Genomic DNA, 19690 nt, shown 5'->3' on the forward strand with positions numbered 1-19690 from the left:
GATCCATATGTTACGAGTGCTACTCGCCACTTTTCTTTCTCTGGTACTAATTTCAATGGCGCAAGCCAAACAAATTACCGTATCAGGTTCTACGTCTGTCACTCGAGTAATGGATGTTCTTGCTGAAAAATATAACCAAAGTCATCCTGACGATTATATTGCGGTTCAAGGGGTAGATTCTACAGCAGGAATTATTTTGGCAATGAAAGGAGTCACTGACTTCGGAATGAGCTCACGATATTTAACCGAAGCGGAAGCAAATGAGAACATTGTCATTGTTCCAATTGCTTTTGATGGACTGGCTGTTGTCACAAATATCGCCAATCCGGTCTCAAATTTAACTCGACAACAGTTAGCAAAAATTTATCTTGGTGAAATAAAAAACTGGAAGGAAATCGGTGGCCATGACCAAGCGATCGCCGTCGTTACTCGTGAAGCGTCATCGGGGTCACGTTATAGTTTTGAGAGCTTGCTTGGTTTAACAAAGGTCGTCAACAACCAAAGCGTATCGAATATCAACCCTAAAAACCTTGTAGTCAACAGCAATGGTATGATGAAAACTCTAATTAATCATAACCCTCAAGCCATTGGATTTATCTCGATGGGATCGGTAGATAAATCAATCAAAGCGATTCAATTTGATAATGTTAAACCCACACAAGATAACATCTCAAGTGGTAGCTACAAATTATCCCGACCTTTTCTACTGATTTATAAAAAAGATCATTTAGAAACTCGCTCTAAAAAATTCTTAGACTATGTAATGTCAGAAGAAGGCCAGTCATTAATTGAAAGCTATGGCTACACTCCAATCAAAAAATAACAACAAAAAGGCCTTACTAATTAGGTAAGGCCTTTTTACAGACTAATACTCGTGTCAGCGTTGTTAATTTTGACCCAATTGAGTTACTGTGTCTGAAAGTGAATCCATACTACTTTGAAACCTACCAGTAACATCTTCTAACGTATCTTGAGCTTCTTCCATATCTCTCAAGTTCAATACATCCAGAATAGGATCTTGATACTTAATACCAATAGCAACACCAACTGCAATCAGTACAAGCCAGAATACTAATTTAGCCATTATTTTCCCTATTTCATACTCCTGAAACAATTGTCAGTAAGTTTACACAAATTAAACACAACGTCTACTCTGACTGATATAAAGAAGTCATATGAATAAATTCACTTGCCTTGGCTTTAACCGATACATTCAAAAAGTGGATATTAAGGAATATTTCAAATATGAATAATGATCCGCTCCAGCTGTTTTGGACACTGAGTTAAGTGAGTACAATCACTAACGAGGTGAACAATGACAACTAAGAAAACTAGAATTAAACATTCCCCTGAATTTAAAGCAGAAGCCCTAAAACTAGCAGAGAGAGTGGGAGTAGCTGCGGCTGCAAGGCAGCTTTCTTTACATGAATCTCAAATCTACGGGTGGCGGAAGAACTCGAAGAAAGACACCAATACTAGTCAGCGAGAACAAGAGCTAGCCGCAGAGGTTGCCAAGCTCAAAAGGCAGTTGGCTGAGCAAGCAGAAGAGCTAGAAATTGTAAAAAAGGCCGCCACCTACTTCGCGAAAAATCTAAAGTAAATTGCTACGAATTTATGCTCGAACACCTGATGTACTTCAATATTGTACGTATGGCTAAGGTATTCGGGGTATCCCGAAGTGGGTTTTATTACTGGGTTAAACATCGCCATAAGGCTAGCCAACGCGAGGCAGTTCGCCAAGAGCTTGATACAAAGGTCAAAGAAGCTTTTGATAACAGCAAAGGCCGAGATGGCTCAAGGCGAATCCAAAAAGAACTGTCTGAGAGCGGTGATAACCACAATGTGAAAACCATTGCGGCCAGTATGAAGCGTCAAGATTTAACGCCGAAAGCGGCACGTAAATTTAAGTGCACGACAGACAGCAAGCATCAAATGCCAGTTGCTCCAAACTTGCTGGCTCAGAACTTTAACGCAGCGGCTCCGAATGAAAAATGGGCGGGAGACATCACCTATGTTGCGACAAGCGAAGGCTGGTTGTACTTGGCAGTAATTATTGACCTTTACTCAAGACAAGTAATCGGATGGTCTATGGATACCAGAATGACGGCTACGCTGGTCTGTGATGCTCTATCAATGGCTTTGTTCCGTCGCGAATTTCCTGAGCAGGTTATCGTTCATAGTGATCGAGGTAGTCAGTACTGCTCAAAAGATTATCGAGACCTCATAACTGTTTATAATCTAAAGCAAAGTATGAGTAGGAAAGGAAACTGCTGGGACAATGCTTGTGTTGAGAGCTTCTTCCATTCGATGAAAGTTGAAGCGATCCAATATGAGCCGATTATGACGAGAGACCAGATGCGTCAAACGATCTTCGAGTACATAGAGGTTGATTATAATCGGACAAGAAGGCACAGTGCTCTTGGGTATCTAAGCCCTGTTAACTTTGAACAGCAAAATGTCGCTTAATGAAGTGTCCAGTCTGGCTGGAGCAGATCATAATGAACACTCCTCAAAAAATGATGCTATCGATACCCTAGTTGAAAAAATTGTTGACCTTACTCCTCCTCAACTTGAGAAGGTTAATAATTATATCGACAAGATGATCCAAGTTGATGATTTTTCATCACCAGTGCTAAGTAAACAAGAGAAACAAACCTTATCTAAAATGTTTAAAATTTAACTACATGAGTAGAAAGCATCAACTTAAAAACTAAACTTTAATCGTGATTTTATTTGCCGCAATAGCAACCATCTGCTCAATTTCAGTATGATGATATGCTTTTTCCACCGTGATTGAACCACCATTTTGGGTAACAATTTGAACAAGGCTTAAAGCATCTGAAAACTGAATTCTTGAGTCTTCAGCAATAATAATATTGGCCCCTAGCTCTGCCATTCTCATTGCTCTTGTATAACGCACTGGCTTCTCCTTATCGGACTAAAATACAATTTCACAGTAAATAGCAAAGAGAAATGTTCCCTTTATGAACAATACCTTATGCTGCCCTTACTATACTCCTATCATTTTTTAGCTCTATACTAAAATAATAATAACTCCCTCATATTTCATGATCAAAATCAGTAAAACCGTGATTGGATATTTCACAAAAAATAATAAACTTTCTCATGAGACATCACCGCCAAATACACGTCGATTAGAAAAATATTGTTTGAGCGCAATAATGATCCTATAACCAACGTCTATAATGATTACCATCTTGATAAATGTACTTTCATCTCGATATCTAGTAAAATGTGACACTGTAATTTATTATTCATTTATTAATGACTTAGCTCTTCTCTATATTATGAAAATGGGTTCCTATTTTAGGAAAAAACCGGGCTAAATATAAAGTCATTAACATAACAACTTAGGTAACTTTTATGTCTACTGAAGCAACGCTACTGGCACGCTGTGAATCTAAATGTGAGCTATGCTCATCAACATCTTCTCTCGCCCCTTATGCGGTTGCGCCTCAAACACTCATTACCGTCGATTACGCTGCAATGTTATGCAATATCTGCCATGCACAAATTGACTCCCCAGATACCATGGATGTTAATCATTGGCGCTGCTTAAATGACAGCATGTGGAGTCAAGTCCAGCAAGTTCAAGTATTGGCGTGGCGTCAACTCACTCATCTTTCTCGTAAAGGTGAAACTTGGGCAAACGAACTGCTCGATATGATGTACATGGAAGACGAAACCAAGAAATGGGCAGAAATCGGAATGGATGAAGACGAAGAAAAAGCACGTGATGTTAACGGTGTCATTCTTCAAAAAGGCGATGATGTGACCGTAATTAAAGATCTTCCAGTAAAAGGATCGTCAACCATCATCAAACAAGGCACAGTCGTTCGTGGCATTAGCTTAGACGCGGATCCTCGTTTAATTTCAGGTAAAGCAAATGGTCAATCTATGTACCTAATTGCAGAGTATTGTCGTAAGAAATAATAATAACTCAGTCATTAAAAAAGGCGCTCAATTGAGTGCCTTTTTTAATATTTCATTTCAAACATATCACTTTATATGAGTGTTACCTTATAAATGGCTGTCGTCGACATGTTACATAAACCAACTCCACCATATAAAGGCCGCTAAAAAGCCAAATAGATAAACAAAGCCTACATAAGCTAACCATTTCATTTTTCGGCTAAATTTCAAATTACTAGGCAAAGGAGTCCGACTAACTAACAAGTAATTCAAAACGGCAAATATCGGCGTTGTCATAAAAGCGAGAATCATTGCAAAATGCATCATCGACATTAAAGAAGAGGTAAAAAACAAAATCACTGAATATGATAATAAACTCACCAATACCATCCAGCCACCAAGTAATACCTTGGTTTTTTTAGGCTCAGCCTCGCTCGTTTTTCTGGTTAGCAATAGCGTACTTTCGGTTAATACTCGCGAATAGCCATCGATACATGTAATCGTACTACCAAAAATACAAAAGAACGCAATAACGGCAATTAAATAGCGTGACCACTCACCAATTGAAGCTGTATACATGCTAACCAGTTGATGCGAGAAACCAATACCAGAAGTCTGTAATGGTTCGCCACTTCCATTAAGCACAAGCGCGCCTAATGATAAAAAGACAATAGCTAAGATTGCCGTCCCAATATAGCCCACGTTAAAATCAAACAATGCTGAACGAGCCGTTACTTTTTGTTCTTTACTCTGACTTTTTAACCATAATGAATTAAAGCAAGAGATTTCTATTGGCGCAGGCATCCAACCCATCATAATAACAATGAAACCAAAGGCCGCCATTGTCCATGGTGAAGGGCTCACGTAATCAGCCGGAGCAACCGCACCATTACTAGCAGCAATGATCACCGCCAACACTGTTGTAATCACCAATACTCCCATAATCACTTTAGATAATGTACTCAAAGCATGGAAGTGCCCTGCACCTAATATAAATAAGCACACTAGTAAAATACCACTAGCAATCAACGGAAGTGGAAGTATTATCGGTAAAAAATAGCCCATTAAACTTGAGCTAAATAGCAGTAAAGCCGCTATATTGACAAAAGCTGATACAAAATTAAGGACATTAAATAACCAAAGATAACCTACTCCCATTTGGCGATAGCCTTCAACTAAGCTTTGGCCAGTCCCAACGGTATATTGAACACCCGCTCTAAAAAATGGGTATTTAAATAAATTCACCAATAAAATAAGTAGAGCAAGTTGCCAACCATAAATGGCTCCTGCTTGCGTTGAAGACACGAGATGAGATCCACCTACCGCCGCCGAAGCCATCATGACACCGGGGCCAAGCGAGCGAATCAGAGATACAGATTGAGGCTTTGTATCGGAGTTTTCAGTTGAAAGTGTGACTGTATTTTCCATAACACGTCCTAATATAAATTTATTATTTGCCTTCTATAATCATCGAATAAATAACGAACTATTCTGGCATTTGGATATTAGGAATATGAAGTGAGTGTAGTACAAATTATTGCCTCTACTCTAAGTAAAGCGAACTGTGCAGAACGACTTCTTATTCTCAGAATATTCTGCTGTCTTTACTTAATCATTACAATATGACCAATTCATAAAAAAGCAACATGTTCTTCAATATGATAAAAAATCAGCATATAACGTTAGTTTAATGACTTAAATAGTTTTACTGAATAGTAAAAATAAGGAAAAAAACAATAAAAAAAAGCCAACTCATAGGTCAGCTTTTTTACAAACGAGTTATTTTATTTTAACAAATCTAAATCCGAGACTTAGTATAGGCCCAAATCTTTTTGTATATGTGAAGACAATGCAGACGCATCATTCACATAACTGTTTGATTTTGTTGTTTTGCCAAATAATACATCAGCAAAATGTTTCATCAATCCTTTGACGCTAACCGAGTAGCTTTTATTATCCATAGATGTTGTGGCAACGGACTCTAAAATTGCTTGTGTCATCTCTGTTCTCACTCTGTTTCAACTATCAATGGCGCGAATTATATGAGCCATTAGTTAAAAAATACAATGAAAAAACATGCAATTTCACATTAGTTTTTCTAATTTACAATACAGCAACAATACTCGCATTATCCCACGGAAAATATTTAATTAAAACACTTTAAAAACAGTAGTATAAATATATTAGTATTTATAAATGAAAGCATAAACAAAATTTTAACATCATCATTTTCATAAATTTTCTAAATTATTTTGCAATCCATTGTGACTCTATCAAAACCTGATCGTATTGTTTTATTCTACCCGTAAAGATATCCCCCATTTGTACAGTACCTACTCCGCTTGGTGTTCCCGTCATGATCACATCGCCATTATTGAGAGTGGAATACGATTGAATTTCTCGCACAATATCATCGGGACTATACAGCATGTTATTAACACCTCCTGACTGAACCCGAACACCATTAATCAGTAATTCAAGCGATAAACCTTGCCAATTCCCTTCAGATAAACGGATAAATTTACTGAAGACCGCCGAGCCATCAAAGGCTTTTGCTCTTTCCCACGGCAACTGTTTAGACTTTAATTCTGATTGAAGAGTTCTTTTTGTTAAATCTAAACCAAAGCCAACAGAGTAGATCTTTTTATTTTTAATGGTAAAACAAATCTCACCTTCATAATGCAAAACTTCTTGATGATAAGACGTTAACTCAGTAGTAATCGAGGTATTCGGTTTATTAAATACCACCATTTGATCAGGAATCTTATTATTAAGCTCTTTAATATGCTCAGCATAATTACGCCCAACACAGACCACTTTTGACGGTTTTATCTTGCGGTTATCTACGAGTATTGTTGTCATTTTTTATCCCTTACCTGTTCTTCCTTAAACCGATATTGTTTATCTAATTCACTAATACCTAAACCATTTTTCTTATGCACTTTAATCTGCACTGGAATCCTTTCTTTCATTGCATCAATATGACTGATCACGCCGATCATTTTACCTGAAGCATTAAGGTTATCTAAAGCATTCAGAGCCATATCTAGTGTGTCAGCATCAAGTGTGCCAAAGCCCTCATCTAAAAATAACGAATCAATACTGGTTTTATGACTAACTAAATCAGAAAGCGCGAGAGCAAGTGCAAGACTGACCAAGAAACTTTCACCACCAGACAACGTTTTAGTGTCTCGGAGAGTATCGCCTTGCCAAGTATCTACAACGGACAGCTCTAATCCATCAGCCAATACGACAACATTGGGATCGGCCTCATTATCAATATGTCGGCCACTTCGTTGTAACAAATATCGCCCATGTAAACGTGAAAGTTGCTGATTGGCCAAATAAACCAAATTATCCAACGTTAACCCTTGTGCGAATTTTCTAAACTTATCGCCACTTTTCGAGCCAATTAAAGCATGAAGATATTGCCAATCTTCATACTCGGCTTGTCGCTTATCAATCTCTTCAAATAAGGCTTTCTGCCCTTCTCTGCGACTATTATCTGAATATAATTCGTGCTCTATTTGACCATAGCGATACGTTTTCTGTTCTACGGCATGGCTAAGTTCTTGTTGATTTATTAACACAGTCTCTTGGCTAGTCTGCAACCACTGTGCCGATTTTTCATGCTCTTGAATACGTAACCACTGTTGTTTCGCGTTTTCGACCAAAGCCGTTGCACGCTCGAGCTGATTATTTAAACGTTGCTGAATTAAAACTAATTCTTGTCGTTCCTTTTCCTCGAGTAATGCAGCTTCAAATGCACATTGATCTTCAAATGGACTAAGTGAGAGCTTTTCAAGCCATTTTTCTAAATAAGTATCACAGAGCTTGGCTTGCTTTTCTTTTTGCGAGCGAGTAGTTTCAAGTTCACCAATCAGTTTATCTAGTTGCGTTTGCAAAGCATACAGCGCGTGTTGAGCTTGTTGTTTTTGCTGTTCTTTATTATCTAGTTTGCTTTGACTCTTACTTTTTTCTTCTGACACCAAACGATTACCGAAGAGCGCATGTCTTTGCTGTTTTAAATGCGCGCGAGCTTCCGTTTGGCGGTTCAAATTTGTACGGATATCTTGCAAGCTATGTTGCTGCCCCAAAGATTCTTTTTCTAAATGCGTTAATGTGTTCTGTGATTGTTCAATTTTATTTTTCAGATCATTGAATTGTTGCTGGTGAGCTTGCCACTGTTGCAAAGCATAACGCTTCTCTTCTAACCATTGGCTTACATTAGAAATATCACTGCCATTCAGCTCAGCATCATAGAGAGGTAAATCATAATTTAAGGATTGCCAATGTTCACATAGCGCGTTATAGGCAGTAATTCTTTCCTCTTTTAATCGCTGATAAACTTGAAGACGCTCTTCATACTGCTGTAATAATACTTTGTATTGATGCTTCAAGCTTTCTAGAACTGTTGTGGCTTTTTCTAATTCACGTTCGCTTAACTGCCACGCTTCTTTCGCACTGTTCAATTGTTTTTCAATGTGTAAGTGTTGAGATAATTGACCTTTTAATCGTTCTATTTTTTGTGGCAATTCAATTTCATATTTTTTCAATTGAGTTTGATCTTCAATTGAAAACCACGGCAAAATTTCATCTTTTAATCGCAGCTTCCAATCGTCTTCTATAACAAGTAAGTCTGCCTTATCTAACGATTGTTTTTTACCCAACTCTTCAATGTGACGATTGGCCGAATCTAGCTTTGTTCTTACTTGAATACCTTTCGATTCAATTTCTTTTTTATCTTTTTCTGCTTGCTCCTTATCAAGAATGACTTGCGAACGATTAACCATGACACCCGATTTCAACGCTGGGTGTTCTTGTGAACCACACAAGGGGCAAGGCTCACCTTGATTCAAATGGGCACGATAATCAGCAAGATGCATATCTTGATCAATCAACTGGCTATAACTTTGAATCAACGCATCCTTGTCTTTGTATGCTTGGCGTAATGAAGCACAATATAAATCAAGCTGTTCTTGCTGTTTGATTTGCTCTGTAAGGCTTTGGCGATCAGCTATGATTTTCTGTGAGAGTTTATACCAAGCCTCTTGTTTTACTCGTAGTTGATAAGTCAGATTCAACTGTTGATTTCTCAACTCAAGTTGTTTATTTAGACTTTCATTAGCATTACTCTCTACGCTATTAATCCCAGCCCAAGTATCATTAGCGTCTTTTTGTATGGCCTGTTTTTTTTGCGTATCCAGATAAAAGCTATTAACGCGTTTCTGTTGTTGTTCAATATCGCTTTTTAATGTTTGTTCCGTTAATTTATCCTGCTCAATGGTTTTTTCTAATTCAAACAATTGCTGACTTTTATCTCCCACCTGTTGAACTTGCAGCGTCCAAGAGTGTAAATATTGAGATAGGACCTCATCGCTCGAATGAGTCTGTAAGTACGCTTGGCTAATTACACTTTGCTGTTGTTGGCTTTGTAGCGTTTCCTTTACTTGGCGTATTTCTTGATACGTTGAATCACAACGCTTAGTTTCACGTTCATATTGTAAACCTGTCTCAATCACTTTTGCGTCAAGTTGAGAGAGTTGGGAATCTAATGGCAGTACCTTATCATCTAATAAAACCAACAGCTCTTGATGGGCTTTCTTTTGTTGCTCATGCTCTAAAGTTACCTGATCATAAGTGTTTAACTTTGGTTGTTTATCTTTCTCTAGAGAATGGAAATTTTCTTTTTTGATCTTGTATTGTTGTTCGATAGAATCAATATTAGTGACAGCGTCACTCCACTGCTGAAAGGGAAATCGAAGCTTTTCAGCAGGTTCACTTTGTGCCAACTTATTGAGATCAGATTGTGCTTCTTTTTGCTCTAATGTTGCTTGTTCAAGCGCTTGTTCTGACTCAGTAACCGCTTGTTTTCCTGCATGATATCGTTGCCACCATTGGGCATGTTCCAACCACTCTTGTAACTGAGTTTTATCAACTTGTAACTGGCTTTTTAAGCCCAATAATTCCTCATTAAGATCAAAAACTTGCTCGGTGGTTAATAGTTGAACGCCTTTCGCTTGTGATTCTAATTCTGCTAACTGTTGTTTCACTTCTGTAAAATGTTCATATACTTTTTCAGAAATGACACCGTAAATTTCAGTCCCAGTGAGCTCTTCAAGTAACTCGGCTCGTTCGGACTCTTTTGCATTTAAAAACGCGGCAAATTGCCCTTGGGACAACATCATCGATTTCGTGAAACGCGAAAAATCCAACCCAGTGAGTTCTTTAAGTAAAAGATCTTTGCGTTTAACTTGGCTTGCTAACACCTTACCGGTTTTGACTTCCGCTAATTCCACAACCGAGGATTGAAGATTTCCATCGGCCTTTCCTCTTGAGCGGCGCATACTCCAGAACGCACGATACGCCTGCCCTTTGACTTCAAATTCGACCTCCGACAAACTTTCAGCGGTGCCACGCGTCATGATTTCATTTGATGATGTTGAAATTAACCCTAACCGTGGCGTCTGATGATATAAAGCCAAACAAATAGCATCAAGCAATGTGGTTTTACCGGCTCCAGTTGGCCCGGTAATGGCAAACAAACCGTTCTCAGCAAACGGTGATTGAGTAAAGTCGATTTTCCACTCACCTTTTAATGAATTGAGATTACAAAACCGAACGCTCAAAATTCTCATTTGGCTTCTCCCATATTCTCAACATCATCGACTATTTTTTTAAATTGTTTCACCATATGATCTTTTCTTGCGATGCTAGCATCCCCTTCAAAGACTTCTAATTGGAGGCGTTTTTCAAAGACATCAAAAGGTGAAAGTTCAGATAACGTTTCATTACTTGTCTGACTTAGCGCCTGTGAACGTGCACTGCGTAAACGTCTCAACTGCAGTACTTCGACGTTATAACCATCGGTTAATGCTTGAATTCTTGGCTGCAAATCAGATAAATAATCATCAATTTCAACTTGAATACAAAGCCAGGTCGTTTGCTGTGTATCTTTGAACTGGAGAAGTTGATTTTCGATTGATTCCAAACTGCCTTTAATGACTGACATCGGCTGAAACAAAGGGATAGAAAGTGGCTGAATACGCTTTTCGTGCTCGGTAAATTCGACGATAACCACTTGCTTGTTGGAATACACCACTCCACCTTCTTGTTGACCATTACCTTTCACTTCATCAAAACTTAAAGGAATGGGAGAACCGCAATAACGAATCGATTCCGATTTAGCAACAATCTGTGGGCGATGGATATGACCTAATGCCATATAATCAACAGGAGGAAATGCAGAGGCATCGAATGCTTCTAATGTGCCGATGTAAATATCACGAACCGATTCTGATGCCGTCACCCCTACAGCGGTTAAATGGCCAGTTCCGATGATCGGTATTTTACGTTGAGTTTGCGCCTGAAGATCAGCTTGGCGTCGCTGAGCACATTGATATAAGCTTTCATAATGCGCTTGAATCGCTTCACCCAACGCGTATTTTTTATCTAAGCTGCTCTCACCAGCCATACTTTGCACAACATCACGCGGCCGAACAAACGGTACTGCACAAACAATAGCCCCCGCCTCTCCATTACGATCATTAATGGTAATAACCTGATCTTCTACGCCTTCATGTGTGTTCGCGACAACATGAGTATTTAAACACGCCAATAACGCTTTCGATTCATTCAGCATCGAAACCGAATCATGGTTACCTCCTAGTACAAGCAAAGCACATCCCAACCGATTAAGATCGACAACAAATTGGTTATATATTTCGCGCGCATAACTTGGCGGTGAACCAGTGTCAAAAACATCACCTGCAATGATCACTGCATCAATACTTTGTTTTTGAACTTGATCTAAAAGCCATTGCAGAAATCCTTGATGCTCCTTTTTTCGACTTTTAGTGAAAAAATTCTGGCCCAAATGCCAATCTGAGGTGTGTAAAATCTTCATATAAAAGGTGAACTTCTAGGCTGAATATGAGAGGAAGAATTGTGACACATTTGTTTTGATAAAAAAGAGGATTATTCCAATTTATAACATTTTTCATCAGATATAAAAAAAGCTCAGGAAATTTAACCTGAGCTTGTTACAAAAACCATCACAAAAGTAACGGCCAGCTATGCGTAACCACCAAAGTGTGTCCTTATGTTTAGCTAAGTGGCGGCCAAACCTTTAGCTAAACGAACACGCGGTATGCGACTAATTACGCCGCTTTACCAATACATCACTTATTAATGATAAGACAATCTCAAGAGAAAACTTATCGATAAATAAACAACATATATTCCAATAATACTCAATCTAGCACAGAATCGTCGTGGTACTTGAACTCGACACATTCCCGCTTTATTCGATGCCAAAAGATTTCAATAAGTTGCAGTGTAATTTTGTGCGATTGAACCAAACATTTCCAATGATCAATAAGGAAAATGCCCATTGCCTTATCGAAAAGACAACGATTCTATCGATTCTATTCCTTCATGTCATTAAATACGTGAAATTGATCGCAAAAATTATAGCCATGAAAAAGCAAAAAATCATGTAATCCAATGATATTAAATAAAATGATAATATTGGTCTCCATCTGGCAGTACCAGACGGATTTCTATAAAATGGGACAGCGAAAAAACCGTAAGTACTGTCATTATACGGGAAGCTGCCGGATTTGAAGGCCGTATCCAAAGCTGGAGTTTAGTTAATCATGATACCGGCGATCAAATCGCAATGGGAACATCCGTTGGTCAAATTGATTTTGCTAATATTAGTTTGAAAAAAATAAACTTCAATATCATAAGTTCAAATGGTACGCCTAGTGTAGCTGAATTTGAAACTTACTAAAGCCAAGCCCTAAGGTGCCATAACATTGAATGGTTTAATAAAATCATTCAATGTTAATCAATCTTAAGTATCCTTTGTAAATACAATTTATTGTGAAGCACCACTGCATCGTATTAAGCTCTCACTCGAGTTACGGTTTCAAGCTTATGTCCTATATAAGACTTTGATCACATGCCAACCAAACTTGGTTTTAATTAATAGCGGCTTCAACAGTTCTCCATTAAAACAAGCTTTATCAAAAGCAGGAACCATCGCTCCTTTTTGGAATTCGCCGAGATCCCCACCTTTTTTACCAGACGGACAAGTTGAATATTTCTTTGCTAATACTTGGAATTTCGCGCCTTTTTTCAATTGTTCAATAATGTCTTTTGCTTGAGATTCATGTTTCACTAAAATGTGTAAAGCGGCTGCAGTTCTTGCCATATTGGCCTCTATCAAAACGTAATAATTACAAAATAAAAAGCGCTGATTGATATCAGCGCTCATTAAAACTTAGTGCGTAGAACTTAAAAGTATAAACGAATTACGGAAACGACAATACAACCAGGGCGTCTTACTCCATCAATTTCTACTTTAATTTCACGTTCTATTTCTAAACCACGTTTAATCGGGGTGACTTTTAACAATTTACTACGGGCTCTTACAGAGTTTCCCGATTTTACTGGATATGGGAAGCGAACTTCATTTAAACCTACATTCACGGTCATTTTTGCCGTTGGAAATGGTGGGTTCTTTTCATCCACACTATCCGTTAAGCGAGACAATAAAGAAAGGGTCAGAAAGCCATGGGCCACCGTTGTTTTAAAAGGAGATTCTTTTTCAGCTCTTTCCGTATCGGTGTGAATCCACTGCATATCTTCCGTCACTTGACCGAAAGCGTTAATTCGTTCTTGATCGATAGTTAACCAATCACCAACATGTATCTCTTCACCGATTTTCCCACTCAGTTCTTGATATAAAGCTTCCGCTTCAGGTGACAATTCAATATCAGGAACCGCAACTGGGGCAACTTCTTCGTTAACCGCTGGAGTTTGATGCTCTTTTAGCCAAGGAAAGATTTGTTGAGAGTTTGCTCGATTAATAAAATCAGCCCAGTATTCTCTCAATACTGGCGACATCAAATCTTTTAATTCAAATTGATGCTTCGCTAAAGAATCTGTTTTGTGCTTGATGATATCAACGACTTTCATAATCAGTCTTTGCCCTATAAAAATGTTAAAAAGAACTCTTACCAGTTCTTTAATAAAGAGAATTTTGACCCACTTCACATATCTCTGCAAATACTTTCGAGCGTACAAGTGTATATTAATTTTATAATTTATTTTTTTATCAACAAGTTAGCTAAATTTCATCTGATTGTCATTATTTATAATTTAACACTTCTCTGACCTATGTATGACGCTTTACTCGTAATAAAGCAAGTTTCTTACACTATAAAAATTCTATTTATATCTTGATATAAAACCTATTATGAGACTGTTCGTTATGAAAATTTTCTTTACAATTATCGGTAATTTGATGACAGTCATGTTGAATATGAATGAATAAAAAGATCTGAAAGTAGGTGTGATTTACTAGAGGGAAAAATATCAATAAAAAAGGCCTATCATTTCTGATAAGCCTTTAATATAGATGGTGCCCCGGGCCGGACTTGAACCGGCACAGCGCGAACGCCGAGGGATTTTAAATCCCTTGTGTCTACCAATTCCACCACCAGGGCACGCAATACTTTATTGCGATGCGCCTAACTCATTAGTTAAGACACCATCTTTGGTATCGCTTTCGCCATACCGCAAAATTTTCACTTGCAACTGCATGAATCAGCTTTGTCGCGAGAACGAAACGTACTTTACTCGACTGGTAAAATGAGTCAACAAGAAATTTTATTTTTTTGATTCAAACGATTAAAAACCACACCAACCGTTCGAAAAACACACAAGTTGATGTTAAGAAGTCAATGTCAGTCTATTTCTGCTTTATAAAACGTTGCGTCATATTCGGCATGTAAGCCCAGTGATGATCAAAAATGTTCATTAATTCTGGATTACCATATTTAGATAAACTAATGGCATGAAAACGATTTTTCTTCAACTTAAGCTCATCGACTTGTTTGATTAACTCTTTCGATTGTTTAGGAGCTATAAAATCAGACAATACCACTAAATCTGCTTGTTGATACTCACTTATTTGCATTTTTTTTATCGCGGCATTAATGGCAGGTTCAAGATCGGTTCCACCATGAAAAGTATAAGAAAGAAAATCACTGGCCTCACGTAGCCCATCTTGCTTGGTTAGCTGATAAGTCACAAAATCGGTTGAAAACAACACGACAAAGCACTCTCTATCTTCTGCTAATGCTATTTGCATAAGAGCAAACGCCATCGCTTTAACACATTGTTCAGGAAAACCACGCATTGAACCAGAAGCATCGACACAAATAATAAAAGGCCCGGTATCCTCTTCCGCTTTCGCGGGATGAGGCTCCATTGCTTTCACTTTTCGAGAGGATTGCACCTTTCCTTGCATTTGATAATTCATTAAACGTTTATCAATTAGGTGCTTATAAAAAACCACTTCCAACTCTGGGTAAGCAAGAAATAATAATTCATTGGGGAGCAGTTTATTGAGGTCATTACTTTCATGTATGCCAACAATATCATCGGTTGCTTGTTGAGATAATGCCTCTTCAAACTCTATTCCTTGAGTGTATTGCAACGGTTCATTAGGATCAGGATCTTGCTTTGCCATTCTTCCAAGCGTTTCGGCTATTTCTTGAAGTTTTGGATGTTTTTTTAAGAAATCCGCCTGCGATTTCATGACAGACCAATCCGTTTTAGATAGGTTAACACTGGTCATATCCCACAAACGCCCTGCAATCGAAGCCGTATCTTGATGGGTATCAAGGTTATCCATCTGTTTTAACATTTCAAGACGTTGGTATAGTTCATCCAATTGTTGTTGCTTTTCTTTTTCTAACGTTTCTTCTTGAACTTGCTTCACGTTTTCAATGATGCACTTATACCATTGATGACAAAAGAAATGTGGCAACATGGGATTTAAACGAGCATTATTTCCATTAACGAGTCGATTAGCTTCTAAATAAAACGTCGAAATAGGTTCTAACTTAGCCATTAAATCATCAATATTGGACAAAAACTGGCGCTCATTCCAATGAATCACTTCTTGATAAAGTGAGAGTTCACTTTGAAGATCCTCTGATTGCACAGCTTGTTTAACTTTTACACTCGCCTTTTTTTTCCATCTATTTAACTGGGATCGCACTAAAGATTTGATTTTTTTATTCTGTTCAACCATTGGCATTAATTGTGAACGCCCCATTAAATCATGAAGTGCTGCTTCCACCATTTCTGTGTCTGCTAATAAAACAGCAATATCCAGTGCGTCTATCCCTAACATAAAGAAGGCTTCACTCTACTCATTTAAATACTTCATCAAGGCGACTTATTTTATTTACTGTCAACAGGCTCTCTTCTTGAACTTCTTTCACTAAGCTTGTGAGTTCTTGTAGGCTAGATTCAACGAATAATGGCAATGAGTTATCTAAAAAGCTATGAGGAAGACTTGAATGAAACTCTGTCATCGCATTTAGGACATCAAATTCGATACCTTTCATTTCCCTAGTAACGGATGCAGATATTTTATGCCAATTGTCCAAAACGGATTGTTCAAAAGTATCATCTGTTACCAATGCAACGGGAATAGCGCGATTAGCAATATCTTTGATCACTAAACGTTGATTCACGTCGACTTCAAAGTGAAAATGACAAAATGTGTTTTTTTTATTCACAAAACCATAACCATTGCCTCCCCCTGCTTTTATCAATGATTCTAATTCTTTATACGGAATATACACCAAACGACTATCGCCCGTTTCATGATCAGTAACTGACATATTACTTTGTAATAGTACCAATTTGACTAAGTCTGTCATATTACCGACTTGATAACGTTTAGCGCTTGAAAGATTATAAGAATACACATTTTTACGGCGAATAGTCCCTTCAGTATCCAAAGATAATATCATCGAAAAATGGTCAGTGATCTCCGTTTCTAATTGCGATAATTGAGTTTGCTGAACTTCTATTCTTTGGCGTAAATGAGTTTGGTTAAAAGCATGTTCTTTTGCAAAAGTCGATATGCATTCCCTAACGGCCAAGCGTGAATGAGGCGAATTCCACAAACAGTCTTGCAATAACATCAAATCCAAAACATTAATAGCATCACGCCCATTAAAATAGGCACTAGCTTTAAGCAATTTTACCGCTTTTTTCCAGCGTCTATCCGATACATACATATCACCAGGCGGTTGCCCTTCTTGAATCGGTGAATTTTCTTTGGCTTCAATCATACTTTTAAGATGAAATAGTTGTTCAAAGACCGATTCTGATAATTCAAGCTGATCCAATTCTTTTAACCACTGATGATATTCTTCATCTTTTATTGCTAATCCTTCCGAGACTTTGGCTTCTTGTGCCGTACCCACGGTTAGCATAGAACGAAAATTTTGTTTATTTTGAATTCGATTGACAAATACGCGAACTAACATTCGATCATATAACGCATCTAAACCACTGTCTTGTGTCGGAAGTTCATTTGACGCAGATATAAGCAAACGCATTGGCACCGGCTCAACATCGCTACCATTTTTGAATGTTTTTTCATTCACGACAGTTAACAGCGTATTTAATATTGCTGGGCCTGCTTTCCAAATTTCATCTAAGAAAACAACTTGAGACGTTGGAAGATAACCTTCCGTTAATCGAACATAGCGGCCATTATCTTTTAATTCTTGGATACTTAATGGGCCAAACACTTCTTCAGGGGTAGAAAAACGCGTCATAAGATATTCAAAATAACTACTACTTTCAAATGCTTGGATTAATCGCTTTGCAATCAAACTTTTTGCGATACCGGGAGGCCCGAGTAGAAAAACACTTTCCCCGGATAATGCTGCAAGCAAACACAGTTTTATCGTATCTTCTCTTTCATAGACACCATCGGATAATGCCTGAACCAGTTTATTGATTCGTTCCGATAACAATGAGCGCTGAGCTGAAGTTCGACTTTGTGTTCTTTCCATGCTTTCCCCTAAAGACTGATTTAAACCATTACTCTCGCCTATTCTGAGCAAAAGGGGAATACTTTTCTTATGTTAGATCAACTAGATTGCTAATTGTAGAGTACGTTTTGAGCGACCAAAGAAAATGTTATCTAATAAACCTTTTCAATTTAAAGCCCCGGTGGCAGTATGACAAATTAACTGATTAAACGGATCCTTGATCTTTATGAACCAGCAGACGATACATCGGTGGAAAAACATTGAATTAATCGAAGAAGATTCGCATCTGCCAAATGGGCGTATAGTGCGTCATACTACTATTGTTCACCCCGGCGCTGCAGTTATTCTGCCCATCACTCTTAACAATCAGGTCATCTTACTACGCCAATTTCGTCCGTCACTGAATAAATGGATTCTTGAGTTGCCCGCGGGAACTATTGAGAATGATGAAGCTCCAATTGAATGCGCGCGCCGTGAACTCACTGAAGAAACCGGTTATCAGGCCAATACTTTTCATCCGCTTGGTCAATGTACACCTCTTGCTGGATTTTGCGATGAAATACAACACTTATTCGTTGCAACTGATCTCAATCAAACCGCATCATTAAGTCTTGATGAAGACGAAGTTATTGAAGTGATTAAAGCCGATCTTAATACAATAGAGCACTGGATTCGTCATGATAAAATAACAGATGCGAAAACCATCACCTGTATTAGCAAAGCAAAATTATGCGGCTACTTTGATTAATATATAACTAGCCATCTCTAGGGTAATAATAAGGAATATACTATGGATTTTCGTTCTGACACTGTAACACAACCGACTGAAGCAATGCGTATTGCCATGGCTAATGCTATTGTCGGTGATGATGTATATGGAGATGATCCAACCATTAACGCTTTAGAGATTTGGGCAGCAGAACACCATGGTTTTGAGGCCGCCTTATTTACCTCTTCGGGCACTCAAGCAAACCTACTAGGTTTAATGTCACACTGTGAACGTGGTGATGAGTATTTGTGTGGTCAGCAAGCTCATAACTATAAATTTGAAGGCGGTGGCGCTGCCGTTTTAGGTTCAATTCAACCACAACCAATTCAAAATGAGCCTGATGGCACTTTATGCTTAAAAGCGCTTGAGGCTGCAATCAAACCAGACGACATCCATTTTGCTCAAACCAAATTACTAAGTTTAGAAAACACGATTGGTGGAAAAGTACTCCCGCTGGCTTATTTAAAACAGGCTCGTGAATTTACCCATAAACATAACTTACAATTACACCTCGATGGTGCACGGGTTTATAATGCCGCGGTCGCATTAAATGTTGATATAAAAGAAATTTCCTGCTACTTCGACTCGATGACTATTTGTTTATCAAAGGGGTTATCCGCTCCTGTTGGTTCTTTACTATTAGGTAATAAAGCCTTTATCAATAAGGCGAGACGTATTAGAAAAATGCTTGGGGGGGGTATGAGACAAGCCGGTATTCTTGCTGCGGCAGGAAAACTAGCATTAACTGAGCAAGTCGAACAATTGAAAGTTGATCATGAAAATGCTCAACTTTTAGCCCATGGACTAAATCAACTATCCGCATTTGATGTCAATCTAGAGCAAGTTCAGACTAATATCGTACTAACGTCGGTAGCTGAACACATCAATATGATGCAATTGCAAAGGGATTTACGAAAAGATGGCATTATAATCAGTAACGGTAACCCTTTAAGGTTGGTACTCCATAACGATATCTCAAAAAATGACGTTTACGTACTTTTAGAAAAGTTGGCGGCTTATACCGCTTAATAAGCACTCAACACAACCAGTTAAATGCCACTTTCATCTCACTTTGAGTGGCATTAAAAAATATTACAAGCAATATCAACGTCAA

The 19690-nt window shown here is 38.1% G+C and carries 17 protein-coding genes and 1 tRNA gene; 6 read left to right on the top strand and 12 right to left on the bottom strand.

The annotated features are described in order from the left end of the window. Positions 1–7: 7 nt before the first annotated feature. A complete protein-coding gene (locus tag VCASEI_RS15815) occupies positions 8–823 on the top strand; it encodes a phosphate ABC transporter substrate-binding protein (RefSeq protein WP_086959630.1) in 816 nt (271 codons plus the stop codon). 63 nt (positions 824–886) lie between these two features. Here VCASEI_RS15815 and VCASEI_RS15820 read toward each other — a convergent pair whose 3' ends face one another. Then, positions 887–1084 carry a hypothetical protein gene (locus VCASEI_RS15820; protein ID WP_089110996.1) on the bottom strand — a complete coding sequence of 66 codons (198 nt, stop codon included), beginning with the start codon at positions 1082–1084 and terminating at the stop codon, positions 887–889. Between the two features lie 231 nt (positions 1085–1315). Between VCASEI_RS15820 and VCASEI_RS15825 the strand changes: the two genes are divergently transcribed. Together VCASEI_RS15825 and VCASEI_RS15830 are read left to right on the top strand one after the other, a co-directional pair. Then, positions 1316–2466 (top strand): IS3 family transposase gene (locus VCASEI_RS15825; protein ID WP_110957783.1). Its coding sequence is split into 2 segments (ribosomal slippage): positions 1316–1559 and positions 1559–2466, totalling 1152 coding nucleotides; the frame shifts between segments, so codons are not numbered across the junction. After that, complete coding sequence (locus VCASEI_RS15830) at positions 2456–2680, top strand: hypothetical protein (RefSeq protein WP_089110989.1); 225 nt, start codon at positions 2456–2458, stop codon at positions 2678–2680. Before VCASEI_RS15825 ends, VCASEI_RS15830 begins: the two co-directional genes overlap by 11 nt. A gap of 30 nt (positions 2681–2710) precedes the next feature. Here the strand turns inward: VCASEI_RS15830 and VCASEI_RS15835 are convergent, their stop codons facing one another. Next, positions 2711–2920 carry a hypothetical protein gene (locus tag VCASEI_RS15835; protein WP_140396184.1) on the bottom strand — a complete coding sequence of 70 codons (210 nt, stop codon included), beginning with the start codon at positions 2918–2920 and terminating at the stop codon, positions 2711–2713. A 464-nt stretch (positions 2921–3384) separates the two neighbouring features. On the opposite strand from VCASEI_RS15835, the gene VCASEI_RS15840 reads away from it, so the two are divergent. Beyond that, complete coding sequence (locus VCASEI_RS15840; RefSeq protein ID WP_086959623.1) at positions 3385–3954, top strand: PhnA domain-containing protein; 570 nt, start codon at positions 3385–3387, stop codon at positions 3952–3954. Between the two features lie 111 nt (positions 3955–4065). On the opposite strand, the gene VCASEI_RS15845 is transcribed toward VCASEI_RS15840, so the two are convergent. The 10 genes from VCASEI_RS15845 to VCASEI_RS15895 all read right to left on the bottom strand — a co-directional run bounded on the left by VCASEI_RS15845 (position 4066) and on the right by VCASEI_RS15895 (position 17828). Then, positions 4066–5361, bottom strand: coding sequence for an NRAMP family divalent metal transporter (locus VCASEI_RS15845; protein WP_086959622.1), 1296 nt, complete (start codon positions 5359–5361; stop codon positions 4066–4068). A gap of 383 nt (positions 5362–5744) precedes the next feature. Then, complete coding sequence (locus VCASEI_RS15850) at positions 5745–5933, bottom strand: hypothetical protein (RefSeq protein WP_089110988.1); 189 nt, start codon at positions 5931–5933, stop codon at positions 5745–5747. Between the two features lie 247 nt (positions 5934–6180). Further along, positions 6181–6795, bottom strand: coding sequence for a fumarylacetoacetate hydrolase family protein (locus tag VCASEI_RS15855; protein WP_086959619.1), 615 nt, complete (start codon positions 6793–6795; stop codon positions 6181–6183). Beyond that, positions 6792–10571, bottom strand: a complete 3780-nt coding sequence (locus tag VCASEI_RS15860; protein ID WP_089110987.1) for an AAA family ATPase — start codon at positions 10569–10571, stop codon at positions 6792–6794. Before VCASEI_RS15860 ends, VCASEI_RS15855 begins: the two co-directional genes overlap by 4 nt. Continuing rightward, positions 10568–11839, bottom strand: a complete 1272-nt coding sequence (gene sbcD / locus VCASEI_RS15865) for an exonuclease subunit SbcD (RefSeq protein WP_086959615.1) — start codon at positions 11837–11839, stop codon at positions 10568–10570. The genes VCASEI_RS15860 and sbcD overlap by 4 nt, the downstream gene beginning before the upstream one ends. 1032 nt (positions 11840–12871) lie before the next feature. Further along, a complete protein-coding gene (gene ppiC / locus VCASEI_RS15875; protein WP_086959611.1) occupies positions 12872–13150 on the bottom strand; it encodes a peptidylprolyl isomerase PpiC in 279 nt (92 codons plus the stop codon). Positions 13151–13233: 83 nt separating this feature from the next. Then, complete coding sequence (locus tag VCASEI_RS15880) at positions 13234–13917, bottom strand: MaoC family dehydratase (protein ID WP_086959609.1); 684 nt, start codon at positions 13915–13917, stop codon at positions 13234–13236. A 443-nt stretch (positions 13918–14360) separates the two neighbouring features. Then, positions 14361–14447: transfer RNA gene (locus VCASEI_RS15885), tRNA-Leu, on the bottom strand. 245 nt (positions 14448–14692) lie between these two features. Continuing rightward, the gene (viaA, locus tag VCASEI_RS15890) at positions 14693–16144 is read right to left on the bottom strand and encodes an ATPase RavA stimulator ViaA (RefSeq protein WP_086959607.1); all 1452 of its coding nucleotides are present in this window, start codon (positions 16142–16144) and stop codon (positions 14693–14695) included. Between the two features lie 19 nt (positions 16145–16163). After that, positions 16164–17828: an ATPase RavA domain-containing protein gene (locus tag VCASEI_RS15895; RefSeq protein WP_089110986.1), complete on the bottom strand. Its 1665-nt coding sequence runs from the start codon at positions 17826–17828 to the stop codon at positions 16164–16166. 205 nt (positions 17829–18033) lie between these two features. On the opposite strand from VCASEI_RS15895, the gene VCASEI_RS15900 reads away from it, so the two are divergent. Continuing rightward, positions 18034–18555 (top strand): NUDIX hydrolase, encoded by a 522-nt coding sequence (locus VCASEI_RS15900; protein ID WP_086959603.1) that lies wholly within the window; start codon positions 18034–18036, stop codon positions 18553–18555. Positions 18556–18597: 42 nt separating this feature from the next. Then, on the top strand, positions 18598–19605 hold the full coding sequence (gene ltaE, locus VCASEI_RS15905) for a low-specificity L-threonine aldolase (protein WP_086959601.1): 1008 nt from the start codon (positions 18598–18600) through the stop codon (positions 19603–19605). Positions 19606–19690 lie beyond the last annotated feature (85 nt).

The organism is Vibrio casei (assembly GCF_002218025.2).
Classification (GTDB): domain Bacteria; phylum Pseudomonadota; class Gammaproteobacteria; order Enterobacterales; family Vibrionaceae; genus Vibrio; species Vibrio casei.

Coding starts and splice junctions, on each gene's coding strand:
- VCASEI_RS15815 (WP_086959630.1), top strand. CDS start 8: ATGTTACGAGTGCTACTCGCCACTTTTCTTTCTCTGGTACTAATTTCA.
- VCASEI_RS15820 (WP_089110996.1), bottom strand. CDS start 1,084: ATGGCTAAATTAGTATTCTGGCTTGTACTGATTGCAGTTGGTGTTGCT.
- VCASEI_RS15830 (WP_089110989.1), top strand. CDS start 2,456: ATGTCGCTTAATGAAGTGTCCAGTCTGGCTGGAGCAGATCATAATGAA.
- VCASEI_RS15840 (WP_086959623.1), top strand. CDS start 3,385: ATGTCTACTGAAGCAACGCTACTGGCACGCTGTGAATCTAAATGTGAG.
- VCASEI_RS15845 (WP_086959622.1), bottom strand. CDS start 5,361: ATGGAAAATACAGTCACACTTTCAACTGAAAACTCCGATACAAAGCCT.
- VCASEI_RS15850 (WP_089110988.1), bottom strand. CDS start 5,933: ATGACACAAGCAATTTTAGAGTCCGTTGCCACAACATCTATGGATAAT.
- VCASEI_RS15855 (WP_086959619.1), bottom strand. CDS start 6,795: ATGACAACAATACTCGTAGATAACCGCAAGATAAAACCGTCAAAAGTG.
- VCASEI_RS15860 (WP_089110987.1), bottom strand. CDS start 10,571: ATGAGAATTTTGAGCGTTCGGTTTTGTAATCTCAATTCATTAAAAGGT.
- sbcD (WP_086959615.1), bottom strand. CDS start 11,839: ATGAAGATTTTACACACCTCAGATTGGCATTTGGGCCAGAATTTTTTC.
- ppiC (WP_086959611.1), bottom strand. CDS start 13,150: ATGGCAAGAACTGCAGCCGCTTTACACATTTTAGTGAAACATGAATCT.
- VCASEI_RS15880 (WP_086959609.1), bottom strand. CDS start 13,917: ATGAAAGTCGTTGATATCATCAAGCACAAAACAGATTCTTTAGCGAAG.
- viaA (WP_086959607.1), bottom strand. CDS start 16,144: ATGTTAGGGATAGACGCACTGGATATTGCTGTTTTATTAGCAGACACA.
- VCASEI_RS15895 (WP_089110986.1), bottom strand. CDS start 17,828: ATGGAAAGAACACAAAGTCGAACTTCAGCTCAGCGCTCATTGTTATCG.
- VCASEI_RS15900 (WP_086959603.1), top strand. CDS start 18,034: ATGAACCAGCAGACGATACATCGGTGGAAAAACATTGAATTAATCGAA.
- ltaE (WP_086959601.1), top strand. CDS start 18,598: ATGGATTTTCGTTCTGACACTGTAACACAACCGACTGAAGCAATGCGT.